Source organism: Geomonas oryzae (genome assembly GCF_004117875.1).
In the GTDB taxonomy this organism is placed as follows: Bacteria; Desulfobacterota; Desulfuromonadia; order Geobacterales; family Geobacteraceae; genus Geomonas; species Geomonas oryzae.
This window is the reverse complement of record NZ_RAHW01000001.1, coordinates 887,831-907,778: the sequence shown is the minus strand read 5'-3', so window position 1 is coordinate 907,778 and position 19,948 is coordinate 887,831. Positions and strand designations below refer to the sequence as shown.

Here is a 19,948-nt window from a genome sequence, read left to right as displayed (position 1 = left end):
AACTCATTTACCCTACCTGGCAATTTCCCAAGCTGATCCTGCCCTACTCGACTGTGACGCTCTTTGCCAGGTTCCTCGGCTGATCGACGTCGGTTCCCTTCAGGACGGCGACGTGATAGGCGAGGAGTTGCATCGGGATCGAGATGATGATCGGCATCACTTCCTCGCCGTCCTCCGGAACCTCCAGCGCCACCTCGACCTTGTCGGCCACCTCGGCGTCTCCCTTCGAGCAGACCGCGATGACGCGGCCGCCGCGGGCGATGACCTCTTCCATGTTGGAGAAGACCTTCTCGTAGGTCGCCCCCTTGGGGACCAGCACGACGACGGGCATGTGCTCGTCGATGAGGGCGATGGGGCCGTGCTTCATCTCGCCGGCCGCGTACCCCTCGGCGTGGATGTAGGAGATCTCCTTCAGCTTCAGGGCGCCTTCGAGGGCGATCGGGTAGTTCATGCCGCGCCCCAAGTACAGGAAGTCGCGGGCTGAGAGGTAGTTCCGCGCCACCTTTTCCACCTGCTCGTTCAGCTTGAGCGCCTCTTCCATGAGGGCGGGGACGCGCACGATGGCGGAGATGAGCTTTCTCCCCTTTTCCACGTCCATCGCGCCGCGGGCGCGCCCCAGGCGGATGGTGAAGAGGTAGAGCGCGATCAGCTGGGTGACGAAGGCCTTGGTGGAGGCTACGCCGATCTCGGGGCCGGCGTGGGTGTAGATGACGCCGTCGGCCTCGCGGGCGATGGAGGAATCCACCACGTTGCAGATGGCGACGCAGGCGCCGCCGCGACGCTTGGACTCGCGCATGGCGGCCAGGGTGTCGGCGGTTTCGCCGGACTGGGAGATCAGCATCACCAGGGTGTTGTCGTCCACCACAGGGTTTCTGTAACGGAACTCGGAGGCGATGTCCACCTCGACCGGTATGCGGCAGTACTCCTCGATGAGGAACTTGCCGACCAGCGCCGCGTGCCAGGAAGTGCCGCAGGCGACGATGCAGATGCGGTTGATGTCTTTCAGCTTTTCGTCGCTGAGGGAGAGGTCCTCGAGGTAGACGTCACCCTGCTCTTCGCGGAGCCTGCCGGCGATGGTGTCGCGCACGGCGCGGGGCTGCTCGAAGATCTCCTTGAGCATGAAGTGCTTGTAGCCACCCTTCTCGGCCATGTGCGGCGACCAGTCGATGTGGCGCGGCGTCTTCTCCAGCGCGTCCCCCTGCACGTTGCTGAACCGGGCGCTCCCCCCCTTGAAGACGGCCATCTCGCCGTCCTCCATGAAGATCATGGAGCGGGTGTGGGAGAGGATCGCCGGGATGTCGGAGGCGATGTAGAACTCCCCTTCGCCAAGCCCCACCACCATGGGGGCGCCGTGCTTCGCGGCGATCAGCTTGTCGGGCTCGCTCTCGCTCACGATGCAGATGGCGTAGGCGCCGCGCAAAACGCCCAGCGCCTGGCGCACCGCGCTCTCGAAGTCCCCCGCCCCTTTCATGTACTGGTCGATCAGGTGCGCGATGACCTCGGTGTCGGTCTCGCTCTTGAAGACGTGCCCCTGCGCCTTCAGCTCCTCGCGCAGCTGCAGATAGTTCTCGATGATGCCGTTATGCACCACGACGATAGGACCGGCTTGGTGCGGATGGGCGTTGATCTCGGAAGGACGACCGTGGGTGGCCCAGCGGGTGTGCCCGATGCCGACGGTACCGACGACCGGGCTCGCCGCAAGGAGCTTCTCCAGGTTGGAGAGCTTCCCTTCGCTGCGACGGATGCTCGCCTTCCCATCGCTGATGGTGCAGATACCGGCCGAGTCGTAGCCACGGTACTCGAGCTTTCTCAGCCCTTCAATGATGATGGAGGTGGCCTCCTGGTGGCCGGTGAATCCAACGATTCCGCACATGTATGACTCCGTTTCGTCGATTTCTTAATTAATAAAGGGGAGTTCCCCAAGACGTTACAGGATAACATCTAGCGGGAAGCAGCAACAGTTATTTTTTCCTGAGGGTCCACCCCTCCTTGTTCACCTGTGGCGAGCGGGCGATGGCGAGCGAGTCGGCGGGGACGTCCTTCGTCACCGTGGTTCCCGCGGCGATGAGAGAGTTTTTCCCTACCGTGACCGGGGCGACCAGCTGCACGTCGCTCCCCACGAAGACGCCGTCCTCGATTACGGTCTTGTGCTTGTTCACCCCGTCGTAGTTGCAGGTGATGGTGCCGCAGCCGATGTTGACGTCGCGGCCGATGGTGGCATCGCCCAGGTAGGTGAGGTGGGAGGCCTTGGATCCCTCCCCCATGAAGGCCTTCTTGGTCTCCACGAAGTTGCCGATCTTCACGTGGGCCGAGAGCTCGGTGCCCGGGCGCAGGTGCGCCATGGGGCCGATGGCGGCATCGGGACCGACGACGGACTCCTCGAGCACGCTCCCCGCTTTCACCGCCACGTCATCGGCGATGCGGCAGTCGACGATGAGGGTGTTCTGTTCGATGCGGCAGCGCTCGCCGATCACGGTGTTGCCGCGGATCACGGCGCCGGGATGGATCACGCTGTCGCGCCCGATCCGCACGCCGCGCTCGATGTAGGCCGCGTCCGGGTCGACCATGGTGACACCCGAGAGCATCAGCCCTTCGTTGATGCGCCGGCGCAGCACCCGGGAAGCCTCTGCCATCTGCACCCGGTCGTTCACCCCGGAGATCTCGCAGGGATCGTCCACCTGAAAGCTGCGGCAGCAAAGGCCCTTCGCCCGCGCCTGCCGCACCACGTCGGTCAGGTAGTATTCCTTCTGGGCGTTGTTGTTGTCGAGTCTGGCCACCGCCTCGGCGAGGAAGGCACGCTCCACGCAGTACACCCCGGCGTTCACCTCGCGGATCAGGCGCTCGGCTTCACTTGCGTCCTTCTGCTCGGTGATGGCCACCACGTTGCCCGCCGCGTCCTTCACGATCCGGCCGTAGCCGAACGGGTTCTCCACCGTCGCGGTCATGACGGTCACGCAGGCCCCGCTCTCCGCGTGCGCCTTCAGCATGGCGCACAGGCTCTGCTCGGTCAAAAGCGGCGTGTCGCCGCAGAGGACGAGGACGGTGTCGGCATCCCCGTCAATTTCGGGCATGGCGCAGGCTACCGCATGCCCGGTGCCGAGTTGCTCGGCCTGGACCGCGAAGCTCACCTCGGTGCGCCCGGCGAAGTAGTTGCGTACCTTCTCCTGCTGGTGCCCCACCACGAGGACGCAGCGCTCGACGCCGGAAGCGAAGGCTGCGGCTACGGGCCACTCTATCATGGGCGGGCCGGCGACCGGATGCATCACCTTGACCAGATCCGATTTCATCCTGGTCCCCATACCGGCTGCCAGCACTATTGCTGATGTCTTGTTCATGGTTTCCCCCTTGCGCCCGAGCAAATTGTTCTTTTTTAACAACAATGCCCACTTAGGTCAAGCTGTTTCGCCGCCCGCTTTCCACGCAGCGCGCCCTTTTTATCGTTTACTAATCCGTCACTTACGGCTATAGTCCTGCGGTGGAGGTTTCATGGGAGTCGCCGAGGACATAGCCAAGCTTGAGCTTGACCTGCGCGAGCTGATTATCAAGTACGAACAGTACTTTTTCGGCATCGAAAAGCGGGAACCGCTGCGCCTGCTCGACACGGTGGAGCGCGCGGTAAGACGCTACCAGAACGTGAGCATCCCGAACACCAGCCACAGGTTCAAGTACGAATCGTTAGTCTCCACGCTCAGCGTGCACAAGCAGAAGTGGGCCCGCACCAACCGCCTCATCGAGGAGGGGAAGTTCCAGCGCGACCGCTTCCGCATGTCGCTGCACCAGGCCGAACGTGCCGAGAAGGCGGAGAAGAGGAACGTCACCGCAGCTCCCCCACAGGACGCACAGATCGAGAACATCTACCAGCAGTACGTGAGCGCCCGCCGCGCCTGCAACCTCCCGGTCGAGAACGTGACTCGCGAGAAACTCGCCGAGGCGATCAACCGGCAAAAACCCGCACTCATGGAGAAGTACCGCTGCCGCGACGTCGAGTTCGTCGTCGTCATCGAGGGTGGCAAACCCTCCCTCAAGGCCCGCCCGAAGAACGCATGAAAATAGCCCTCATCGCCATTCACCCGTACCCGTCGCCGCAAGCGGTGCCGCTTGCCTGCGCCTTTCTCCGGGAAGCGCTTTTGTCCGACGCAGCCCTCGCCGGGCGTGTCGACACCGAGATCCTCGAGTTCTTCTCCGACGATGATCCCGCCGCGTGCGCCAGGACCGTCGCCTCCCACGCGCCCGATGTAGTCGCCTTCTCGGTCTACGTCTGGAGCCGCGAATGCGCCCTCGCCATTGCCGGGGCCCTTCGCCCGCTGCTTCCCGCCGCCATCTTGTGTGCCGGTGGCGCCGAGCCCACCGCCAACCCCGCCGGCCTTCTCGACGGCGCCTTCGATTTCGTGGTCCGCGGCGAAGGTGAAGCTGCCCTGCCGCAGGCGGTGCGCCGTCTCCTGGAGGGTGCGCAACCGGGCGGCATCCCCGGAGTCCTGCTTCCGGGTGCATCCTCCGCTTCTCTCCCCTCCCCCGCCGATCTGGAGACGATCCCGTCCCCTTACCTCTCGGGGAGGCTTGATCCTTCGGCCGTCGGCGGCGCGCTCTGGCAGCTCTCGCGCGGCTGCGACTTCGCCTGCTCGTTCTGCTTCGACCACAAGGGGGGAGGCGGGGTGCGCCGCTTTTCCATGGAGAGGGTCGAGGCGGAGCTGCGCCTTTTCGCCCGTCTCAAGGTCCCCCAGGTGTTCGTGCTCGACTCCACCTTCAACAAGGTGCCCAAGCGGGCGAAGGAGATCCTGCGCCTGATCAGGAAGGTGGCGCCGGACATCCACTTCCATTTCGAGGTGCGAAGCGAGTTCATCGACGCCGAGATGGCCGGACTCTTCGCCTCCATCACCTGCTCTCTGCAGATCGGGCTGCAAAGCGCCGACGCCGACGTGCTGCGCGGGGTGGGACGCGGCTTCGACCGCGACGATTTCGTGAACCGCGTCTTTCTCTTGAACCAAAGCGGCGCCATCTTCGGCTTCGACCTCATCTTCGGACTGCCGGGGGACACGCCGGAGCTTTTCCGTGCTTCACTCGACTTCGCCCTGTCGCTGTACCCGAACCACCTCGACATCTTCCCGCTCGCCGTACTGCCCGGGACGCGGCTTTACGGCAAGGCCGATACGCTCGGCCTCAGACACCTCGACGCCCCGCCTTACACCGTCCTCTCCACGCCGGGCTTCACGACGCAAGACCTGCATGAGGCGGGGAGGCTCGCCGCCGCATGCGACCTCTTCTACAGCAGGGGAAAGGCGGTTGCCTGGTTCAACTCGGTGGTGGCGGCCCTGCGCCTCACCCCGAGCGCCTTCCTCGCCGAGTTCGCGGCCTTCATGGGGGAGGCTGCGGAGGCCGAGATTCCGGAAGAGGCGGTGTGGGCGATGCAGCGCGCCTTCCTGGAGCGGATCTTCCACGAGCGGAAAAAGACGAAGCTCCTGCCGCTGGCCCTCGACCTGGCCGACTACCACCACCACTACGCGACTGCGCTCATGGCAGCGCCGCCAAAGCCCCCCTCAGCAAAGCGTCTGCGCGGGCTCGACCCGCTGCGCGAAGCGCTCGAGCTCTCCGCCAGCACCACCCTTGCACGCTTCAACTACGAGGTGCTGGAAATCCTGGATGCGGGGGAGCCGGACTTGGCCGACTTCGCGTCCTGCTTCCAGGCCACAGGTTCCTACGCCGTCATCTACCCCGCGCACGGCGAGGTCTGCACCGAATCGGTTTCTCCCGCCTACTTCGAACTGCTGCAGGCGCTGGACGGGAAGAAGAGCGCCCGGCAGCTGTGCCGCGAGGTTCGGCTGTCCGAAGCAGAAGGTCGCGAGTTCCTCGAGTTCGCCATCGCCGAGGGGATCGTGCGGCTCACATCCTCCCCGCGGGATTAATGGGACCATTTTAGTCTTCTTTCCCGAAGTTCATCGCCTCGCCTCCTCCGGCGTCCGATGTCATTAAATGGGCTAAAGGTTCCAGTAGAAACTCTTCTGCTTGATTCAGAGTGATTAATAGTTGTTTTGTCATCCTGCCAGATACTCCACCGATCCCCACTCAATAAGGCTTGCCGGTTACAAGGATTGGCTTAGTTTTCCCACATCGGTGTTTACACCGGATATTTCCCACAAAGCAGTGTGAAAATAATTGAACGAGAAGTTGTATCCTGCTTATTAATTGACGCTTTTTCAGTTGATTTCTTAAGCCGCGCGTATTAAAGTAGCCGCCGTTGCGAGCGCCGGCCCAGATTAAAGCGTTCTAAAACGATCCTAAATACAGGAGATCACAATGGTTCAAGTCTTCACACGCCTCATCCCGCTGCTACTGCTCCTCGCACTAGCCCGGCCCGGTTTCGCAGCACAGGGCCTGGCCATCGACCCGGCAACCTGCCTTGGCTGCCACGGCAACAAGATTTCTGCCGAGCAGATGGCCAACTCGGTGCACGGCAAAAACGGCTGCACCAGCTGCCACATCGAGATCGTTGAACTCGCCAAGCACATGAAAGGCGAGATCAAGGTGGGTAAGGTCCAGTGCGTGCGCTGCCACAAGAAGGAAGCGGCCGAACACGCAAGGAGTATCCACAGCGAGAAGGGCGTCGGGTGCGCGCAGTGCCACACCGACATGCACAGCCACACCTACTGGAACAAGGACAAGCGTAGGGTCATCGTCAAGTGCACCCAGTGCCACAAAGACGAGCGCGGCTTCAGCCAGTCCGTACACGGCAAGGGCGTCCTCGCCGGGAACCAGGATTCGGCAGCTTGCAACGATTGCCACAACCTGCACGAGATCAAGGCGCTTGGCGACCCGACCTCCAAGGAGAACCGCGAGTTCCACACCAAGGTCTGCCTCCGCTGCCACGCCGACGAGAAACTCGTCGAGCGTAACCACATCTCCGAAGTGGCCGTGAAGAGCTACATGGAGAGCTACCACGGCAAGAACTACCGCCTCGGCTATCCGGAGAAGGTTGCCGGCTGCGCCGACTGCCACACCGCGCACGCCATCCTCCCCTCCAAGGATCCCAAGTCCTCGGTCAACCCGGCGAACCTGGTCCAGACCTGCAGCAAGTGCCACAGCAAGGGGAGCCAGCTCTTCACCAAGTTCTACGCACACGGTGAGCACAACGACCGCGAGAAGTACCCCATCCTGTTCTACACCTTCATCGCGATGACCGGCCTGCTGGTCGGTACCTTCACCGTCTTCTGGATCCACACCCTGCTCTGGATGATCCGCGGCTTCGTGGAGAACCGTGAGAAGGCGGCAGCACTCGAAGAAGGCATCATCCTGCACCACGTACCCGAAGGGCACAAGCAGTACCGCCGCTTCAAAAGGGTCCACGTGTTCATGCACCTTTTGGTCATCATCAGCTTCCTCGGCCTCTCCCTCACCGGTCTGCCGCTCAAGTTCAGCGACCAGGTATGGGCTAAGTTCCTCATGGACCTTTACGGCGGGGCACCCCACGCAGGCTTCTTCCACAGGATCTGCGCAGGCATCACCTTCGTTTACTTCGCGATGGCGCTCTTTATGAGCATCCACTTCCTCTTCATCAGGAAGGACATCAAGGGCAACCCGATCCAGAGGCTCTTCGGACCTGACTCCCTCTGCCCGAACCTGCGCGACATCAGCGACGTGATCGGCATGGTCCGCTGGTTCTTCTTCAAGGGTCCCAAGCCGACCTTTGAAAGGTGGACCTACTGGGAGAAATTCGACTTCATCGCAGTCTTCTGGGGTATGTTCGCCATCGGCGGCTCCGGCCTCATGCTCTGGTTCCCCGAGTTCTTCGGCATGTTCCTGCCGGGTTGGGCCTTCAACGTAGCGACCATCGTCCACTCCGACGAGGCGCTGCTGGCGACCGGCTTCATCTTCTCGGTCCACTTCTTCAACACCCACGGGCGTCCGGAGAAGTTCCCGATGGACTTCGTCATCTTCAACGGCCAGATGTCCAAGCACGAGTTCGTCGAAGAGCGTGGCGATCAGTGGGCACGTTACGAGAAGGACGGGATCACCGAGCAGTTCGCGGCCAAGAAGTCTTCCGGCATCTTCTACGACTTCTGCCTGAAGGCATTCGGCTTCACCGCGCTGTTCACCGGCATCACCCTGCTGATGCTGATGATCTACGCCTTCATGCACCCGCACCACTAAGCGGCTGCTGAACCTGCAGTAAAAAAGGGGCCTCCCGGATGGGAGGCCCCTTTTTTGTTTTGGCTATCGGGTTTTAAATGCCCCCTCGCCCGCCGGGAGAGGGGAAGGGGTGAGGGCGGTGCAGTCTGCACCGGACCTACTTCGTGGCAACGCCCTCACCCCGGCCCTCTCCCGAGGGGAGAGGGAGGAGTGTCTAAAGCATGTCCACCGGGTCCACGTCGATGGTGAGCCGCACCGTGGAGGGGTGGCTGAAACCGCCGCGGAAATGGAAGAGGAGCCGGTGCAGGTCGGCGCGCTCCACCCCTTTCAGCAGGATCTGCCAGCGGAACCTCCCGCGCACCTTCCCAAGCGGCGCGGTCACCGGCCCTAGCACCTCGACCCTCAAGCGCGTCTCCCGCTTGATCTTGCGCAACAAGGCCGCCGCCTCGTCCGCGGCGCTCTCCCCCTGACGCGCAGCCACCGCCGAGAAGGTGAGCGCCGCCAGGTGCGCGAAGGGGGGATACCCCACCTCCTCACGGAAGGCGATCTCCTCGCGGTAAAACGCCTCGTAGTCGTGGGCGACCGCATGGGTGAGGGCGTAGTGCCCGGGGGCCAGCGTCTGCACGAAGACGCGTCCCGGCTTGTCGCCGCGCCCGGCCCGTCCCAGCACCTGGGTAACCAACTGGAAGGTGCGCTCGGCGCTCCTGAAGTCGGGGAGGTTCAGCGAGGCGTCGGCGGAGAGCACCCCGACCAGGGTGACACCGGGGAAGTCGTGCCCCTTGGCGATCATCTGGGTCCCGATCAGGATGTCGACCGCCCCCTCCTCCAGCTCCTTCAGGACCCGTGCATGTCCCCCCTTGCCCCTCGTCGAGTCCCGATCCATGCGCGAGACCCTGGCGTCCGGGAAGAGTTTCTGGACCTGGTCCTCGACCCGCTCGGTGCCGCGCCCGAGGAGGGTGATCGCACCGCTCTTGCAGTCCGGGCAGCTGGCGGGGGGAAGCATGGTGAAGTCGCAGTAGTGGCAGACGTGCTTTCCCTTGATGCGGTGAAAGGTGAGCGTGACGGCGCAGTTCGGGCAGCGCAGCACGTGGCCGCAGGTCTCGCAGACGAGGTAGGTGGCGAAGCCGCGCCGGTTCAGGAAGAGAAGGGTCTGCCCACCGGCGTCGAGGTTCGCCCCCATCGCCTCGACGAGTTCGGGGAGGAAGGTCTCCCCCTTCTGGTTGCGGGCGTCCAGCATGGTCGTCTCGGGCATCGGGAGCTCGCGCACCCGGTCCGGGAGGTGCAGGTAGCCGAGCCGGCCGCGCATCGCGGCGTGGTAGCTCGTGACGAGCGGGGTGGCCGAGCCGAGGATGACGACGGCGCCGGCCTGCTTGCCGCGCACGAGCGCGAGGTCGCGGGCGTTGTAACGCACCCCCTCGGACTGCTTGTAGCTCCCCTCGTGCTCCTCGTCGACCACGATCACCCCTACCCCCTGCAAGGGGGCGAAGAGCGCGGAACGGGCACCGATGACGATGGCGGCCTCGCCGCGCCGGATGCGGCGCCACTCGTCGTAGCGCTCCCCGTCGGAAAGCCCGGAGTGCAGCACCGCGATGCCGCAGTCGAAGCGGCGCTTGAAGCGCCCGACCAACTGCGGGGTGAGGGCGATCTCGGGTACCAGTACGAGCGCCGTCTTCCCGGCGGCCAGGGCGGTCGCGATGGTCTGCAGGTAGACCTCGGTCTTGCCGCTCCCGGTAACCCCGTGCAGCAAAAAAGGTGCGAAGGAGCCCGCGTCCAGGGCGGCGGTGAGCCGTGCGAGCGCCGCGCCCTGGGCGGAGTTCAGGGGCAAGGGGGCGTCGTGTCCGAAACTCTGCGCCTTGAACGGGTCCCGGTACACCTCGCGCTGGGAGAGCCTTGCCGCGCCGAGTTCCACCAGGCGCGCGAGCTGCGCCGTGCAGCTCCCGAAGCGCTCCCTGAGCTCGGGTCCGGAGCACGGCCCCACGTCGAGAAGGTATTCAAGGATTTCCAGCCCCTTGCCGCGCGGACGCGCCGCGCACTCCGGGTCGGCCGTGTAGATCCGCTCGGTGCGCACGCTTTTCCCGCCTGCCAGATATTCCTTGAGGACCGGGGTGCCATCCTCGGACTCCTCGCAGCGGTAGCGGCTCACCAAGTTGATCCCGGCGGGAAGCGCCATCTTGATCACCTCGCCCAGCGGGTGCAGGTAATATCCGGCGATGAAACGGTAGAAGTCGAGTTCGGAGGGGGTGAAGAGCGGTTCCTCGTCGAGGACGTCGAGGACTTCCTTGAGCTCGCCGGTGCCAGGGTCGTCGGCGTCTCCCAGTAGGTAGCCGGTGACCTTGCGGCGACCGAAGGGTACGAGGACGCGTTTTCCGGCCAGCGCGGCGGACGAGAGGCGTTCGGGCACGTGGTAATGGAAGCTTCCCTCCAGGGGGAGGGGTATGGCGACCTCTACGATGTGCTGGCGGGCTGTCTGCATTGAGTAGAGAAGTTCTTGCGGGTAAGGGATCAGAGCTCCTCCCCCCGGAGGGGGAAGGCCGGGAGGGGGGAAAAGGGGGAACGGGACGCTGCGCGCCCCCTCCCTGCCCCTCCCCCTCCGGGGGAGGGAACGCTACGGGAACTGCTTTGCCTGCTGCGGTCCGGCGACCCTACTTCTTGAGGACCTCTTCTGCCACCGCACGTCCGAGGGCCTCGCACTCGGCGATCACCTCGGGCTTGGGCATGAAGGGGGAGCGCACGAAGGGGTGCGGGAGCTTGAAGTTCATGCTTTTCAGCCGCTCCTCCGCCATGCGGCACGCCTCGCCCGACCAGCCGTAGCTGCCGAAGATGCCGCCGACGTTTCCCTTGAGGCTTACCGTCGAGAGGTAGGCGAGCACGTCCCACATCGGCTTCGGGATGTCGCGGTTGATGGTGGGAGTGCCGAAGATGAGCGCGTCGCACTCTTCCATCAGGTCGCGGATGTCGGCCACGGAGGCATGGTTGATGTGACAAAGGGTGACGTGCACCCCGGCCTCGCCTGCCCCCTTAGCCACCGCCTCTGCCATCTGCTCCGTGTTGCCGTGCGGGGAGATGTAGAACACCGCGATGCGGCGCCCGGCCGCTTTCGGCTCGGACCACTTGCGGTACATGTCGATCGCTTTCCTCGCGTCGGCGCGGTAGACCGGGCCGTGACTCGGGCAGAGCATGTTCAGCTCGACGCCGTCGAGTTTCGCCACCGCCTGGAGGATGCGCTCCTTGAAGGGACGCATGATGCAGTCGAAGTAGAAGCGGGTCTCGCCGGAGAAATCGGGGCATTCGTCCGCGAAGAGGGCCTCGGGGGAGTAGTGGGAGCCGAAGGCGTCGCAGGAGAAAAGGACGCGGTCCTCCTCGAGCAGGGTGAACATGGTGTCCGGCCAGTGCAGAAACGGCGCGGCGATGAAACGCAGGGTGCGCCCGCCGAGCTCGATTTGGTCGTTGTCCTTCACGATCTTCGCTTCGAAGGGGACGTGGATCTGGTTCCCGAGGAAGGTGCGTGCCGCCTGGCTGGATACCACGGTCGCCTTCGGGCAGTGCTGCAGCAGCTTGGAGAGGGAGCCGGAGTGGTCCGGTTCGGAGTGGTTCACCACGATGTAGTCGACGCTCGCGGGATCGACCAGGGAACGGATCTTCTCGAGGTACTCGTCGAAGCGCTTGGCCTTGACGGTATCGATGATGGCTATCTTGCTCTCCCCCTGGATGAGGTAGGAGTTGTACGTGGTACCGTGTTCGGTGGGAAAGAGATCGTCGAAGACGGCGAGGCTCGGGTCCTTGACCCCGATCCAGTGGAGACCCTTCCCTAACTCGACTGCTGCAGACATGCCGCTACCCCCTGTCCTATCGTTCATGGCGGCCGATGCCGGCCGGCGCTCAGTTGACAAGCGGCCCCGCGGCGGTGCGCCGGGGGGCCGTATACACAGTTGCGAACTGTACCAAAATCAAAAGCTTAAAGCAAGGAAAAGGCTAGTTTCCGGCGCCGTCCCTGCCGCGGCGATACTCGACCACCACCTGCGCGTCGCGCCTTCCCGAGCGCCCTGCCGGGGCGGGACGCCCCCCCTGTCCGGGACGTCCGCCGTGACCTGCGCGCTCGCCCTGGCCGGGACGCCCCTTGGCGCCGAACGGCTTCTTCCTCGGGTCGAAACCGGGACGCCCTTTCCTGGCGCCGGGGCCGCCGTTGTTCCTTCTCAAGGGACGGGTCGGCTCGAAACCCTCGATGACGTGCTGCGGCAGCGGCTTGCCGGTCAGGCGCTCGATGCGGTCCAAGTAGGCCACTTCGTTCATGGAGCAGAAGGAGATGGCGATCCCGGTGGCGCCGGCGCGGCCGGTCCTGCCGATCCTGTGCACGTAGTCCTCGGCGAACTTCGGCAGATCGTAGTTGATGACGTGGCTGATCCCGGAGACGTCGAGGCCGCGGGCGGCGACGTCGGTGGCGACCAGCAGGCGCACCTTGCCGCGGCGCATGTTGGTGATGGTGCGGTTTCTCGCCCCCTGCGACATGTCTCCGTGCAGGGCGGCTGCGGCGTGCCCCTGGGAGTAGAGCTCGAAGGCGAGCTGGTCGGCGTCCTTCTTGGTCGCGGAGAAGATGATCGCCTTGGTGACGCTCGCGTCGGAGACCAGGTGCTGCAGCAGGCGGTTTTTGTGGCGCATGTCGTCGGTTACGTGCAGGCGCTGCTCGATCTGCTGGTTGGTGATCTGCTTTCCTTCCACGGCTACGCGGGCGGGGTCCTTCAGCAGGCGCTGGGCGAGTTTCGCCATGGCGTCGTCCATGGTCGCGGTGAAAAGAAGGGTCTGGCGCTCCTCCGGTGCCGCGGCGGCGATGCGGTCCACGTCCTCGGAGAAGCCCATGTCGAGCATGCGGTCCGCTTCGTCGAGAACCAGCATCTCCAGGCGCGAGAAGTTGATGGTGCGGCGGTCCAGGTGATCGATCAGGCGCCCCGGTGTGGCGACGATGATGTCGACCGGGCTGGAGAGGAGAATCATCTGGTCGCGGTAGGGCATGCCGCCCAGGATGGAGCCGCAGCGCACGCGCATGAACTTGCCGTAGGTCCTGACCGCGTCGACCACCTGGATGGCGAGTTCGCGGGTCGGCGTCAGCACGAGGACGCGCGGCCCTTTGCCGCGCACCGGCGACGGAACGAGCAGGCGCTCCAGAGCGGGGAGGACGAAGGAGGCGGTCTTCCCGGTGCCGGTCTGGGCGCTGCCGATCAGGTCGCGGCCGGAAAGCGCGAGCGGTATCGACTCGGCCTGGATCGGGGTCGGCTCGGTGTAGCCACAGGCGTTGATTGCTTTGACAAGAGGTGCGGAGAGTTTCAGTGCTTCAAAAGACATGTGTTTCCTTTACTTCCCTCGAGGCAATAAGCGACCGTGCTGCGTCCCGGACATCCCCGTGGGACGGACGCGGCTTCTTCGCCGGAGGGCGGTTAATGTGAGGCGTGCCAAACCCACCGCGACAGCGATTGTCGCAGGCTTAGCTAAATAGATGGATCGGCAACACGCAATATGACCGGCAAACCTTACATCGTCGCCAACCATGGTTGCTGCCGCATTTCTCGTGGGGATATACCTGAATGCGAGGGGTTGGATCGATGGGAGGGGGAGGTCCCCCGTTGGAACTGATGTCAGTCAGTCAGAGAGCAATACTACAGGAGGGGGACAAAAGGCAAGTTTTTATTGAAACGTATACGTTTACGAAAAAACCCCGCCGGTGAGGGCGGGGTTTTCGGTGCGTGCCGGGACGTTGCAACAGTCGTGGAGGGGCACGTCGCTGGCTGGTCCGTGATTACTTCTTCTTGGCTGCGATAGCGTCTTTCAGTGCCTTGCCCGGGCGGAACTTGGGAACCTTGGCTTCGGCGATCTTGATCTCCTTGCCGGTCTGCGGGTTCCTGCCGGTGCGTGCCTGGCGGCTAGCCACTTCGAAGCTGCCGAAGCCTACCAGAGTTACCCTGTCGCCCTTCTTCAGTGCGCCGCTCACGGTGGAGATGAATGCACCGACGGCCTTCTCGGCTGCGGCCTTGGGGATGTTTGCGGATTTCGCCACTGCTTCGACCAGTTCTGCTTTAGTCATGTGAGACCCTCCTTGGCTGGATTAAATTAACGCCACTATAATCATATATCGGTAATTTGCAAGGGTTTTCTTGATTCCCCCGTGATTTTTCCCGCGACTGGCGCGGCTTTAGCCCGTTTTTAAGGCGCGAAGCCGCTCCTGGCAAGGGTTTACCGCGGCAGGTTAAGCCATACGAAACAGCCCCGCGCCGACCGGAAAAACCCTGTGATTCCGAAAACTTACTGCACCGGGGCCGCGGCCTCGGCGGGCTCGGCAGCGTAGCTTGTGGGCTCGGTCCCGGAAACGAAGCACTCCTGCACGGCGCCGGGGGTCCCTTCACGCGCGAGTTTGCCGCTGCGCGGGTCGATGAGGGCGAAGGTGACGTTCCCCGGGGTGGGGAAGGATCGCACCGGCACCCCTGCGAGAGCGCGCTGCATGAACTCGGTCCAGATCGGCGCCGCCGCCTGGCCGCCCGAGCCGCCGGAACCCAGGCTCCTCTCCTGGTCGTAGCCGACCCACACCCCGGCCACCAGTTGTGGCACGTAGCCGACGAACCAGGCGTCCTTCATGTCGTTCGTGGTGCCGGTCTTGCCTGCCACCGGCCGCCCCAGGGCGCGGGCCCTGCTGCCGGTGCCGCTGGATACGACGCTCTGCATCAGGTTGGTCATAATGAAGGCGGTCTCAGGCGGGATGGCAGGCACGGCACCGCCGGTCGCCTCCGACATCACCGGGACCGGCTTGTTCTGTTTAAGCTCGATCGGCTTCGCGTCTCCACCGTCCCCGGTGCCGTCCCCCTCCCCTGCGGCATCCGGAGCCGCGCTCGACATCCGGGTGAACACCGGCACCTTCGGCTCCTGGACCTCCTCGAGGACGTTGCCGTCGCGGTCGAGCACCTTGGTGACGAAGTACGGCGTGGTGCGGTAGCCACCCGAGGCGAACACGGCGTAGGCGCTGGTGAGTTCGATGGGTGTGACGCTCGAGGAACCAAGGGCAAGGGTGAGGTTCGCCGCGAGAGGCGAGGTGATGCCGAGCTTCTTGGCGTAATCGATGGCGGAGCCGACCCCGATCTGCTCCAGGATCTTGACGCTCACCACGTTGATCGAGTTGGTGAGCGCCTCGCGCATGGTCACCGGGCCGCGGTAGACGTTGTCGTAGTTCTTCGGCTTCCACGCCTTGTCGCCGCCGCTTTCGTACTCCACCTGCGAGTCGTCGATGATGCTCGCCGTGGTCATGCCGTGCTCGAGGGCCGCCGCGTAGATGACCGGTTTGAAGGCGGAACCGGGGTTCCTCTTCGCCTGCATGGCACGGTTGAACTGGCTCTTCTTGAAGTCGTACCCGCCGACCATGGCGCGGACGCCGCCGGTGGTGGGATCGATGGCGATGAGAGCGGCCTGTGCCTCGGGCACCTGGTCGAGGGCGAAGACGGCGCCGGCGCGGTTCTTGTCCGGCTCCTTGACCTGCAGCTCCAGCACCGCGCCGAGGCCGATGGCGCGTTTGGCGGCCGGCTTGCCGTAGCTGTTCACGAGCTCGAGACGCCCGGCCCAGTCCATACCCTTCTTGGGCACGGTGCCGGTCCGCTCGCCCACCCTGACCGTCAGTTCCTGCTTGGCCGGGTTCACCCCGGTCACCACACCCTGGTAAACCGACCCCTGCTTGAGCGAGAGATCGTCGATGTCGTCCTCGACCTTCTTGCAGAAGGGATCGACCTCGGCCTCGGTCAGGTACTTCGCCGCCCCGCGGAAGCCCTGGCGCTTGTCCACCGCCTTCAGACCGTTCACCACCGCGTCGTAGGCCCCCTTCTGCATCTCGGCGTTCATGGTGGTGTAGATCTTCAGCCCGTCCTTGTAAAGCCGCTCCTCGCCGTACTTCTCCACGAGCTGCTGGCGTACCTGTTCCAGGAAGTACGCCGACTGCTCCGCATTAACCTTCTTGAGCGGCTGGATCACGATCGGGGTGGTCTTGGCGTAATCGGCCTCGGCCTGCGTTATGTACCCCTCCTTCACCATCCGCTCCAGGACGTACCCCTGGCGCTCCTTGGCGCGCTCCAGGTGCTTGATGGGGGAGTAGCTGTTGGGCGCCTTCGGGAGCCCGGCCAGCATGGCCATCTCGGCCAGGTTCAGCTTGTCGACCTCTTTGCCGAAGTAGGTTTCCGAGGCGAGCTGCACCCCGTAGGCCCCGGCTCCGAGGTAGATCTGGTTCAGGTAGATGTAAAGGATCTCGTCCTTGGTGAGACGCTCCTCCATCCTCTTCGCGAGGATCGCCTCCTTCAGCTTCCTGGAGAACTTCTTCTCCGGGGTGAGGAGCATGGACTTCGCGACCTGCTGCGTGATGGTCGAAGCCCCCTCCTTCTTGCGCATGGAGATCACGTTTTTGAAGGCCGCCCGCATGACGCCGATGTAGTCGATCCCCTTGTGCTGGTAGAAGTTGGAGTCTTCCGCCGCCACGAAGGCCTGGATCAGGCGCTTGGGCATCTTGTCCACCGGCACCACGGTGCGCCGCTCGAGGTAGAACTCGCCGACCAGGGTGCCGTCCTGGCCGAAGACCTGGGAAAGGATGGGCGGACGGTAGTCGGCCAGGCGATCGACCTTCGGCAGTGCGCCGAGAAGGTAGAAGAAATAGCCGATGAGGGCTAAGAGCATGATGGTGGAGCCGCCGGCGGCGCCCCAGAGGAGGTACTTCAGTGGGGAAGACTTTTTCAACCTGCGCTGCTGGCGCGGCTGCGCCTTGTAGGTTTCCATGTCGAGAGGATCTCCGATCGGGATTGATGCGTACGCTGGGGTATACCCGGAAGGCCGGTGCGGGCGAGGTGGAGAAGCTCCTTTGCCTGCGGCTGGGTGGAGCCGGTCGGGAACCTGCGGGTGCATCTGGTGTGCCGCGCCCCGGTGGGGCGCCAGGAGTGAAGATTATCCCAGATGGGCTCAGTAATTCAAGGTTAATGTGGGATGGGGAGGCCTTCTCACCGCGGCAGCAGCCGTTCGGGGAGGGCGCCTTATCGCCGCATAATGTATACACATTACGTTCTTGTGCGAAACGATGCTATTATTCCCCGGTGCATATGACTAAGTCCCGAGACATTCCCGAAGCGATGACGGCACACCTGGCAAGACTGACCCATAACCTGGTGCGCGGCGCCTTCATGGAGCTCTACCTCACCCCGAAACCGGGGCTGGTGGATCTCTGCGACAGCGGGTCGCATCCCGAGCTCTCGGTCGAGCGCATGGAGACCTCCTTGAAGATCGTCTCCCTGTACCTGCTCGACCTCTGCGACGCCGTCGCGCGCGGCGAGGAGTTGAACGAACAGGTTCGCCTCGGGGTTGCCGCGGAAAGCGCGGTGCAGCGGGCCATCGGCACCAGCTGTCACAAGGGGTACATCTTCCTGGCCGGGCTCATGCTCTGCGCCAGCGCCTGCAGCAACGGACGCGACGAAGGTGCGCTGCGCGTTTCGATCACCCGGCTGGCCTCCCTTTTCTTCGACCAGGGGGAGCCAGGTGCCGCTCACCGGATCAGAAACCGCTTCCAGGGAGGAGGCCTCAGGGAGGAGGCGCTGGCCGGGCTGCCGAGCCTCTTCGACGAAGCGCTCCCCGTTTTCAGACGCGAGATGGCAAGCGGCGGCAACCGCGGCAGCGCCATCTTCGCCATGCTAGGCAGGCTCATGCAGACCGTCGAGGACAGCACGGCGCTCCGCCGCTGCGGACGCAGCGGACTGAAAACGATCCGGGAGGACGGCAGGCACCTAGAGCGCATGGTCGCGCAAAGGGATGATTTCCTTGCCTTCCTGGCCGAGCGCAACGCTCACTACGCGAGCCGTAACCTCACCATGGGGGGCGTGGCCGGGCTCCTCGCCCTGGGTCTTGCCTGGTTGAGCCACACCGGCGAACTCGAAGCCGCCTGATGCACCCCTCCTCCGTTTTTGCGAAATCCCCAGCAATTCCCGTTTACTTAGCCCCGACCCCATGTTAGAATCTCCGCGCTGAACCCGCTCCTGCACACCCGCCGCCAGGCTAACAAGGGTACCGCCATGTCCTTCGAAGGCGATTTGGAACACCTTCCCTTAGTGGATGTCATCCAACTGCTGCATCAAACCGGCAAGACCGGCACCCTCACGCTCAAAAGCGGCAAGGGGGAGAGCCAGCTCGTCTTCCGGGACGGTTTCATCGTCAGCGCCAACCACGTCAACAACAGCATCCGCATCGGTCAGGTCATGATCGACATGGGGCTTTTAACCCGCGAGGCCCTGGAGCAGGCGCTGAAGGCTCAGCAAAAGGCCGGCTCGGAACGCAAGCCGATCATCCAGATGCTCATTGAGGAAGGGATCGTCGAGACCCAGGCGGCGTACCAGGGGCTCGAGGCGCTCATCGAGATGACCATCGTCGATGTCCTCACCTGGACCAGGGGGACTTTCTGCCTCGACGTCAACAAGATCGTAGTTTCCGATGACTACCGCTACTTCCCGGAAAAGGCGAACACGCAGATCCACATGAACACGCAGAGCATCCTGATGGACGCCCTGCGCATCTACGACGAGCGTAAGCGCGACGGCACCCTGACCCCGGAGTCCATCTTCGGCGCGCCGCCCGCCCCCGAACCCCAGTCGGGCTCCGAACCCCCGTCCCGCTCCGGGATCTCTGCCGCCGACCTCGGCCTCGAGGAACTGGAAGAGCTGGAAAGCCGTATCCCGAGGTACTTCTCCGCCATCAAGGAGGAGACCCCCGACACCATCGCCGGAAAGCTGCAGCACGAGCTCTCCGAAATTCCGGCACACGAGCGGCAGGAGCTTTTCGACTATCTGGAAGGTGCTTCCGCACGTGCCGCCGAAGCGGAAGCGACGCTCGGAGCGATCCTCGTCACCTCATCCAGGCTCATGCGTGAGTGCGTCTCGGCGGTGTGCGGCCCGCGCTTTGTCTGCGCCACCGACGACCCCCTCCAACTCGCCCCCTTTATCGAACAGACCCGCTCCCGCGACAGGTCTCCGCTGCTTCTTCTGGATGCAGGGGAGGACCGCGCCGGAAACGGCCGCGACGTCGCCGCACAGCTGCAGCAGGTCCGCGAGCGCCACCCGGCCCTCCCCATCGTGCTCTTCGCCGCACCGGACGACTTCGAGCTTGCCGCCTCGGCGCAGGAGTGCGGCGTGACGGCGGTGCTGCCGCGCGCCTGCCGCGATGATCGCGGCGAAAGCTTCATCGCCGACCTGATCGCCGGGTGCCGGGCACTTGCGGCATGCCTGAAACGACAGACGGGCGCCCCCGCCTCGCAGCTCCCTGCGCAGTTCCGCGCGCAGTTCTTCGCCCTTGCCGAGCAGCGCGAGGCCGCCGAGGTCACCTTCGCGCTGCTGCAGGCCGTCTGCGGCGTCTTTCGCCGCGGCGTCACTTTGGTCGTGGTCCGCTCGGAACTCATCGCAGAGCGCGCCATAGGGATCGGCGCGGACGGAGCCATCACTTCGGTCAAGCTTCGCCTGAGCGCACCCGAGGAGTCGCTGTACCGGAAGGCGTTGGGCGGCGAACTCTGCTACGGCGACGCGGACCAGTCGCTGCGCGACACCATCTACGGTGCCGTCGGGGCTCCGATCAGCGGCAAGGCCCTTCTCCTCCCGGTGAAAAGCTTCGGACGCGTCATCGCCCTCATCTATGCCGACTTCGGCGCCGGCGCCGGGACCGACCCGCAACTGCCGCTTCTAGAGATCCTCGCGCAGCACGCGGGGCTCGTTATCGACAACATCCTGTACCGCAAGCGCTGCGCCCAGAAGTAGGGTGGGCGTGCCGAGAGCACAAAAGGGGC

Annotated in this window: 12 protein-coding genes; 5 read left to right on the top strand and 7 right to left on the bottom strand. The window is 64.2% G+C overall.

Going from position 1 to position 19,948, the window contains the following annotated elements; translation table 11 throughout:
* Window positions 1–43 precede the first annotated feature (43 nt).
* Complete coding sequence (glmS, locus tag D6Z24_RS04090) at window positions 44–1,873, bottom strand: glutamine--fructose-6-phosphate transaminase (isomerizing) (RefSeq protein ID WP_129125249.1); 1,830 nt, start codon at window positions 1,871–1,873, stop codon at window positions 44–46.
* 88 nt (window positions 1,874–1,961) lie between these two features.
* Complete coding sequence (glmU, locus tag D6Z24_RS04085) at window positions 1,962–3,335, bottom strand: bifunctional UDP-N-acetylglucosamine diphosphorylase/glucosamine-1-phosphate N-acetyltransferase GlmU (RefSeq protein WP_129125248.1); 1,374 nt, start codon at window positions 3,333–3,335, stop codon at window positions 1,962–1,964.
* A gap of 151 nt (window positions 3,336–3,486) precedes the next feature.
* Here glmU and D6Z24_RS04080 point away from each other — a divergent pair, with 151 nt between their 5' ends.
* From D6Z24_RS04080 to D6Z24_RS04070, 3 genes are all read left to right on the top strand, one after another.
* Window positions 3,487–4,047 (top strand): MXAN_5187 C-terminal domain-containing protein, encoded by a 561-nt coding sequence (locus D6Z24_RS04080; protein WP_129125247.1) that lies wholly within the window; start codon window positions 3,487–3,489, stop codon window positions 4,045–4,047.
* Window positions 4,044–5,900, top strand: a complete 1,857-nt coding sequence (locus D6Z24_RS04075; RefSeq protein ID WP_129125246.1) for a B12-binding domain-containing radical SAM protein — start codon at window positions 4,044–4,046, stop codon at window positions 5,898–5,900. Before D6Z24_RS04080 ends, D6Z24_RS04075 begins: the two co-directional genes overlap by 4 nt.
* 391 nt (window positions 5,901–6,291) lie before the next feature.
* Entirely contained in the window at window positions 6,292–8,142 is a 1,851-nt protein-coding gene (locus tag D6Z24_RS04070) for a cytochrome c3 family protein (RefSeq protein WP_129125245.1), read from the top strand.
* A 193-nt stretch (window positions 8,143–8,335) separates the two neighbouring features.
* Here D6Z24_RS04070 and priA read toward each other — a convergent pair whose 3' ends face one another.
* The 5 genes from priA to D6Z24_RS04045 all read right to left on the bottom strand — a co-directional run bounded on the left by priA (window position 8,336) and on the right by D6Z24_RS04045 (window position 16,911).
* Window positions 8,336–10,594, bottom strand: a complete 2,259-nt coding sequence (gene priA / locus D6Z24_RS04065) for a replication restart helicase PriA (protein ID WP_129125244.1) — start codon at window positions 10,592–10,594, stop codon at window positions 8,336–8,338.
* A gap of 169 nt (window positions 10,595–10,763) precedes the next feature.
* Window positions 10,764–11,951: an FprA family A-type flavoprotein gene (locus tag D6Z24_RS04060; RefSeq protein ID WP_129125243.1), complete on the bottom strand. Its 1,188-nt coding sequence runs from the start codon at window positions 11,949–11,951 to the stop codon at window positions 10,764–10,766.
* A gap of 142 nt (window positions 11,952–12,093) precedes the next feature.
* On the bottom strand, window positions 12,094–13,458 hold the full coding sequence (locus D6Z24_RS04055; protein ID WP_129125242.1) for a DEAD/DEAH box helicase: 1,365 nt from the start codon (window positions 13,456–13,458) through the stop codon (window positions 12,094–12,096).
* A gap of 451 nt (window positions 13,459–13,909) precedes the next feature.
* Window positions 13,910–14,194, bottom strand: coding sequence for an HU family DNA-binding protein (locus tag D6Z24_RS04050; protein ID WP_015718556.1), 285 nt, complete (start codon window positions 14,192–14,194; stop codon window positions 13,910–13,912).
* 218 nt (window positions 14,195–14,412) lie between these two features.
* Window positions 14,413–16,911 carry a penicillin-binding protein 1A gene (locus tag D6Z24_RS04045; RefSeq protein WP_129125241.1) on the bottom strand — a complete coding sequence of 833 codons (2,499 nt, stop codon included), beginning with the start codon at window positions 16,909–16,911 and terminating at the stop codon, window positions 14,413–14,415.
* A gap of 317 nt (window positions 16,912–17,228) precedes the next feature.
* Between D6Z24_RS04045 and D6Z24_RS04040 the strand changes: the two genes are divergently transcribed.
* Both D6Z24_RS04040 and D6Z24_RS04035 read left to right on the top strand, forming a co-directional pair.
* A complete protein-coding gene (locus tag D6Z24_RS04040; RefSeq protein WP_246014553.1) occupies window positions 17,229–18,065 on the top strand; it encodes a triphosphoribosyl-dephospho-CoA synthase in 837 nt (278 codons plus the stop codon).
* 126 nt (window positions 18,066–18,191) lie between these two features.
* Complete coding sequence (locus D6Z24_RS04035; protein WP_129125240.1) at window positions 18,192–19,919, top strand: response regulator; 1,728 nt, start codon at window positions 18,192–18,194, stop codon at window positions 19,917–19,919.
* Window positions 19,920–19,948: the final 29 nt, after the last annotated feature.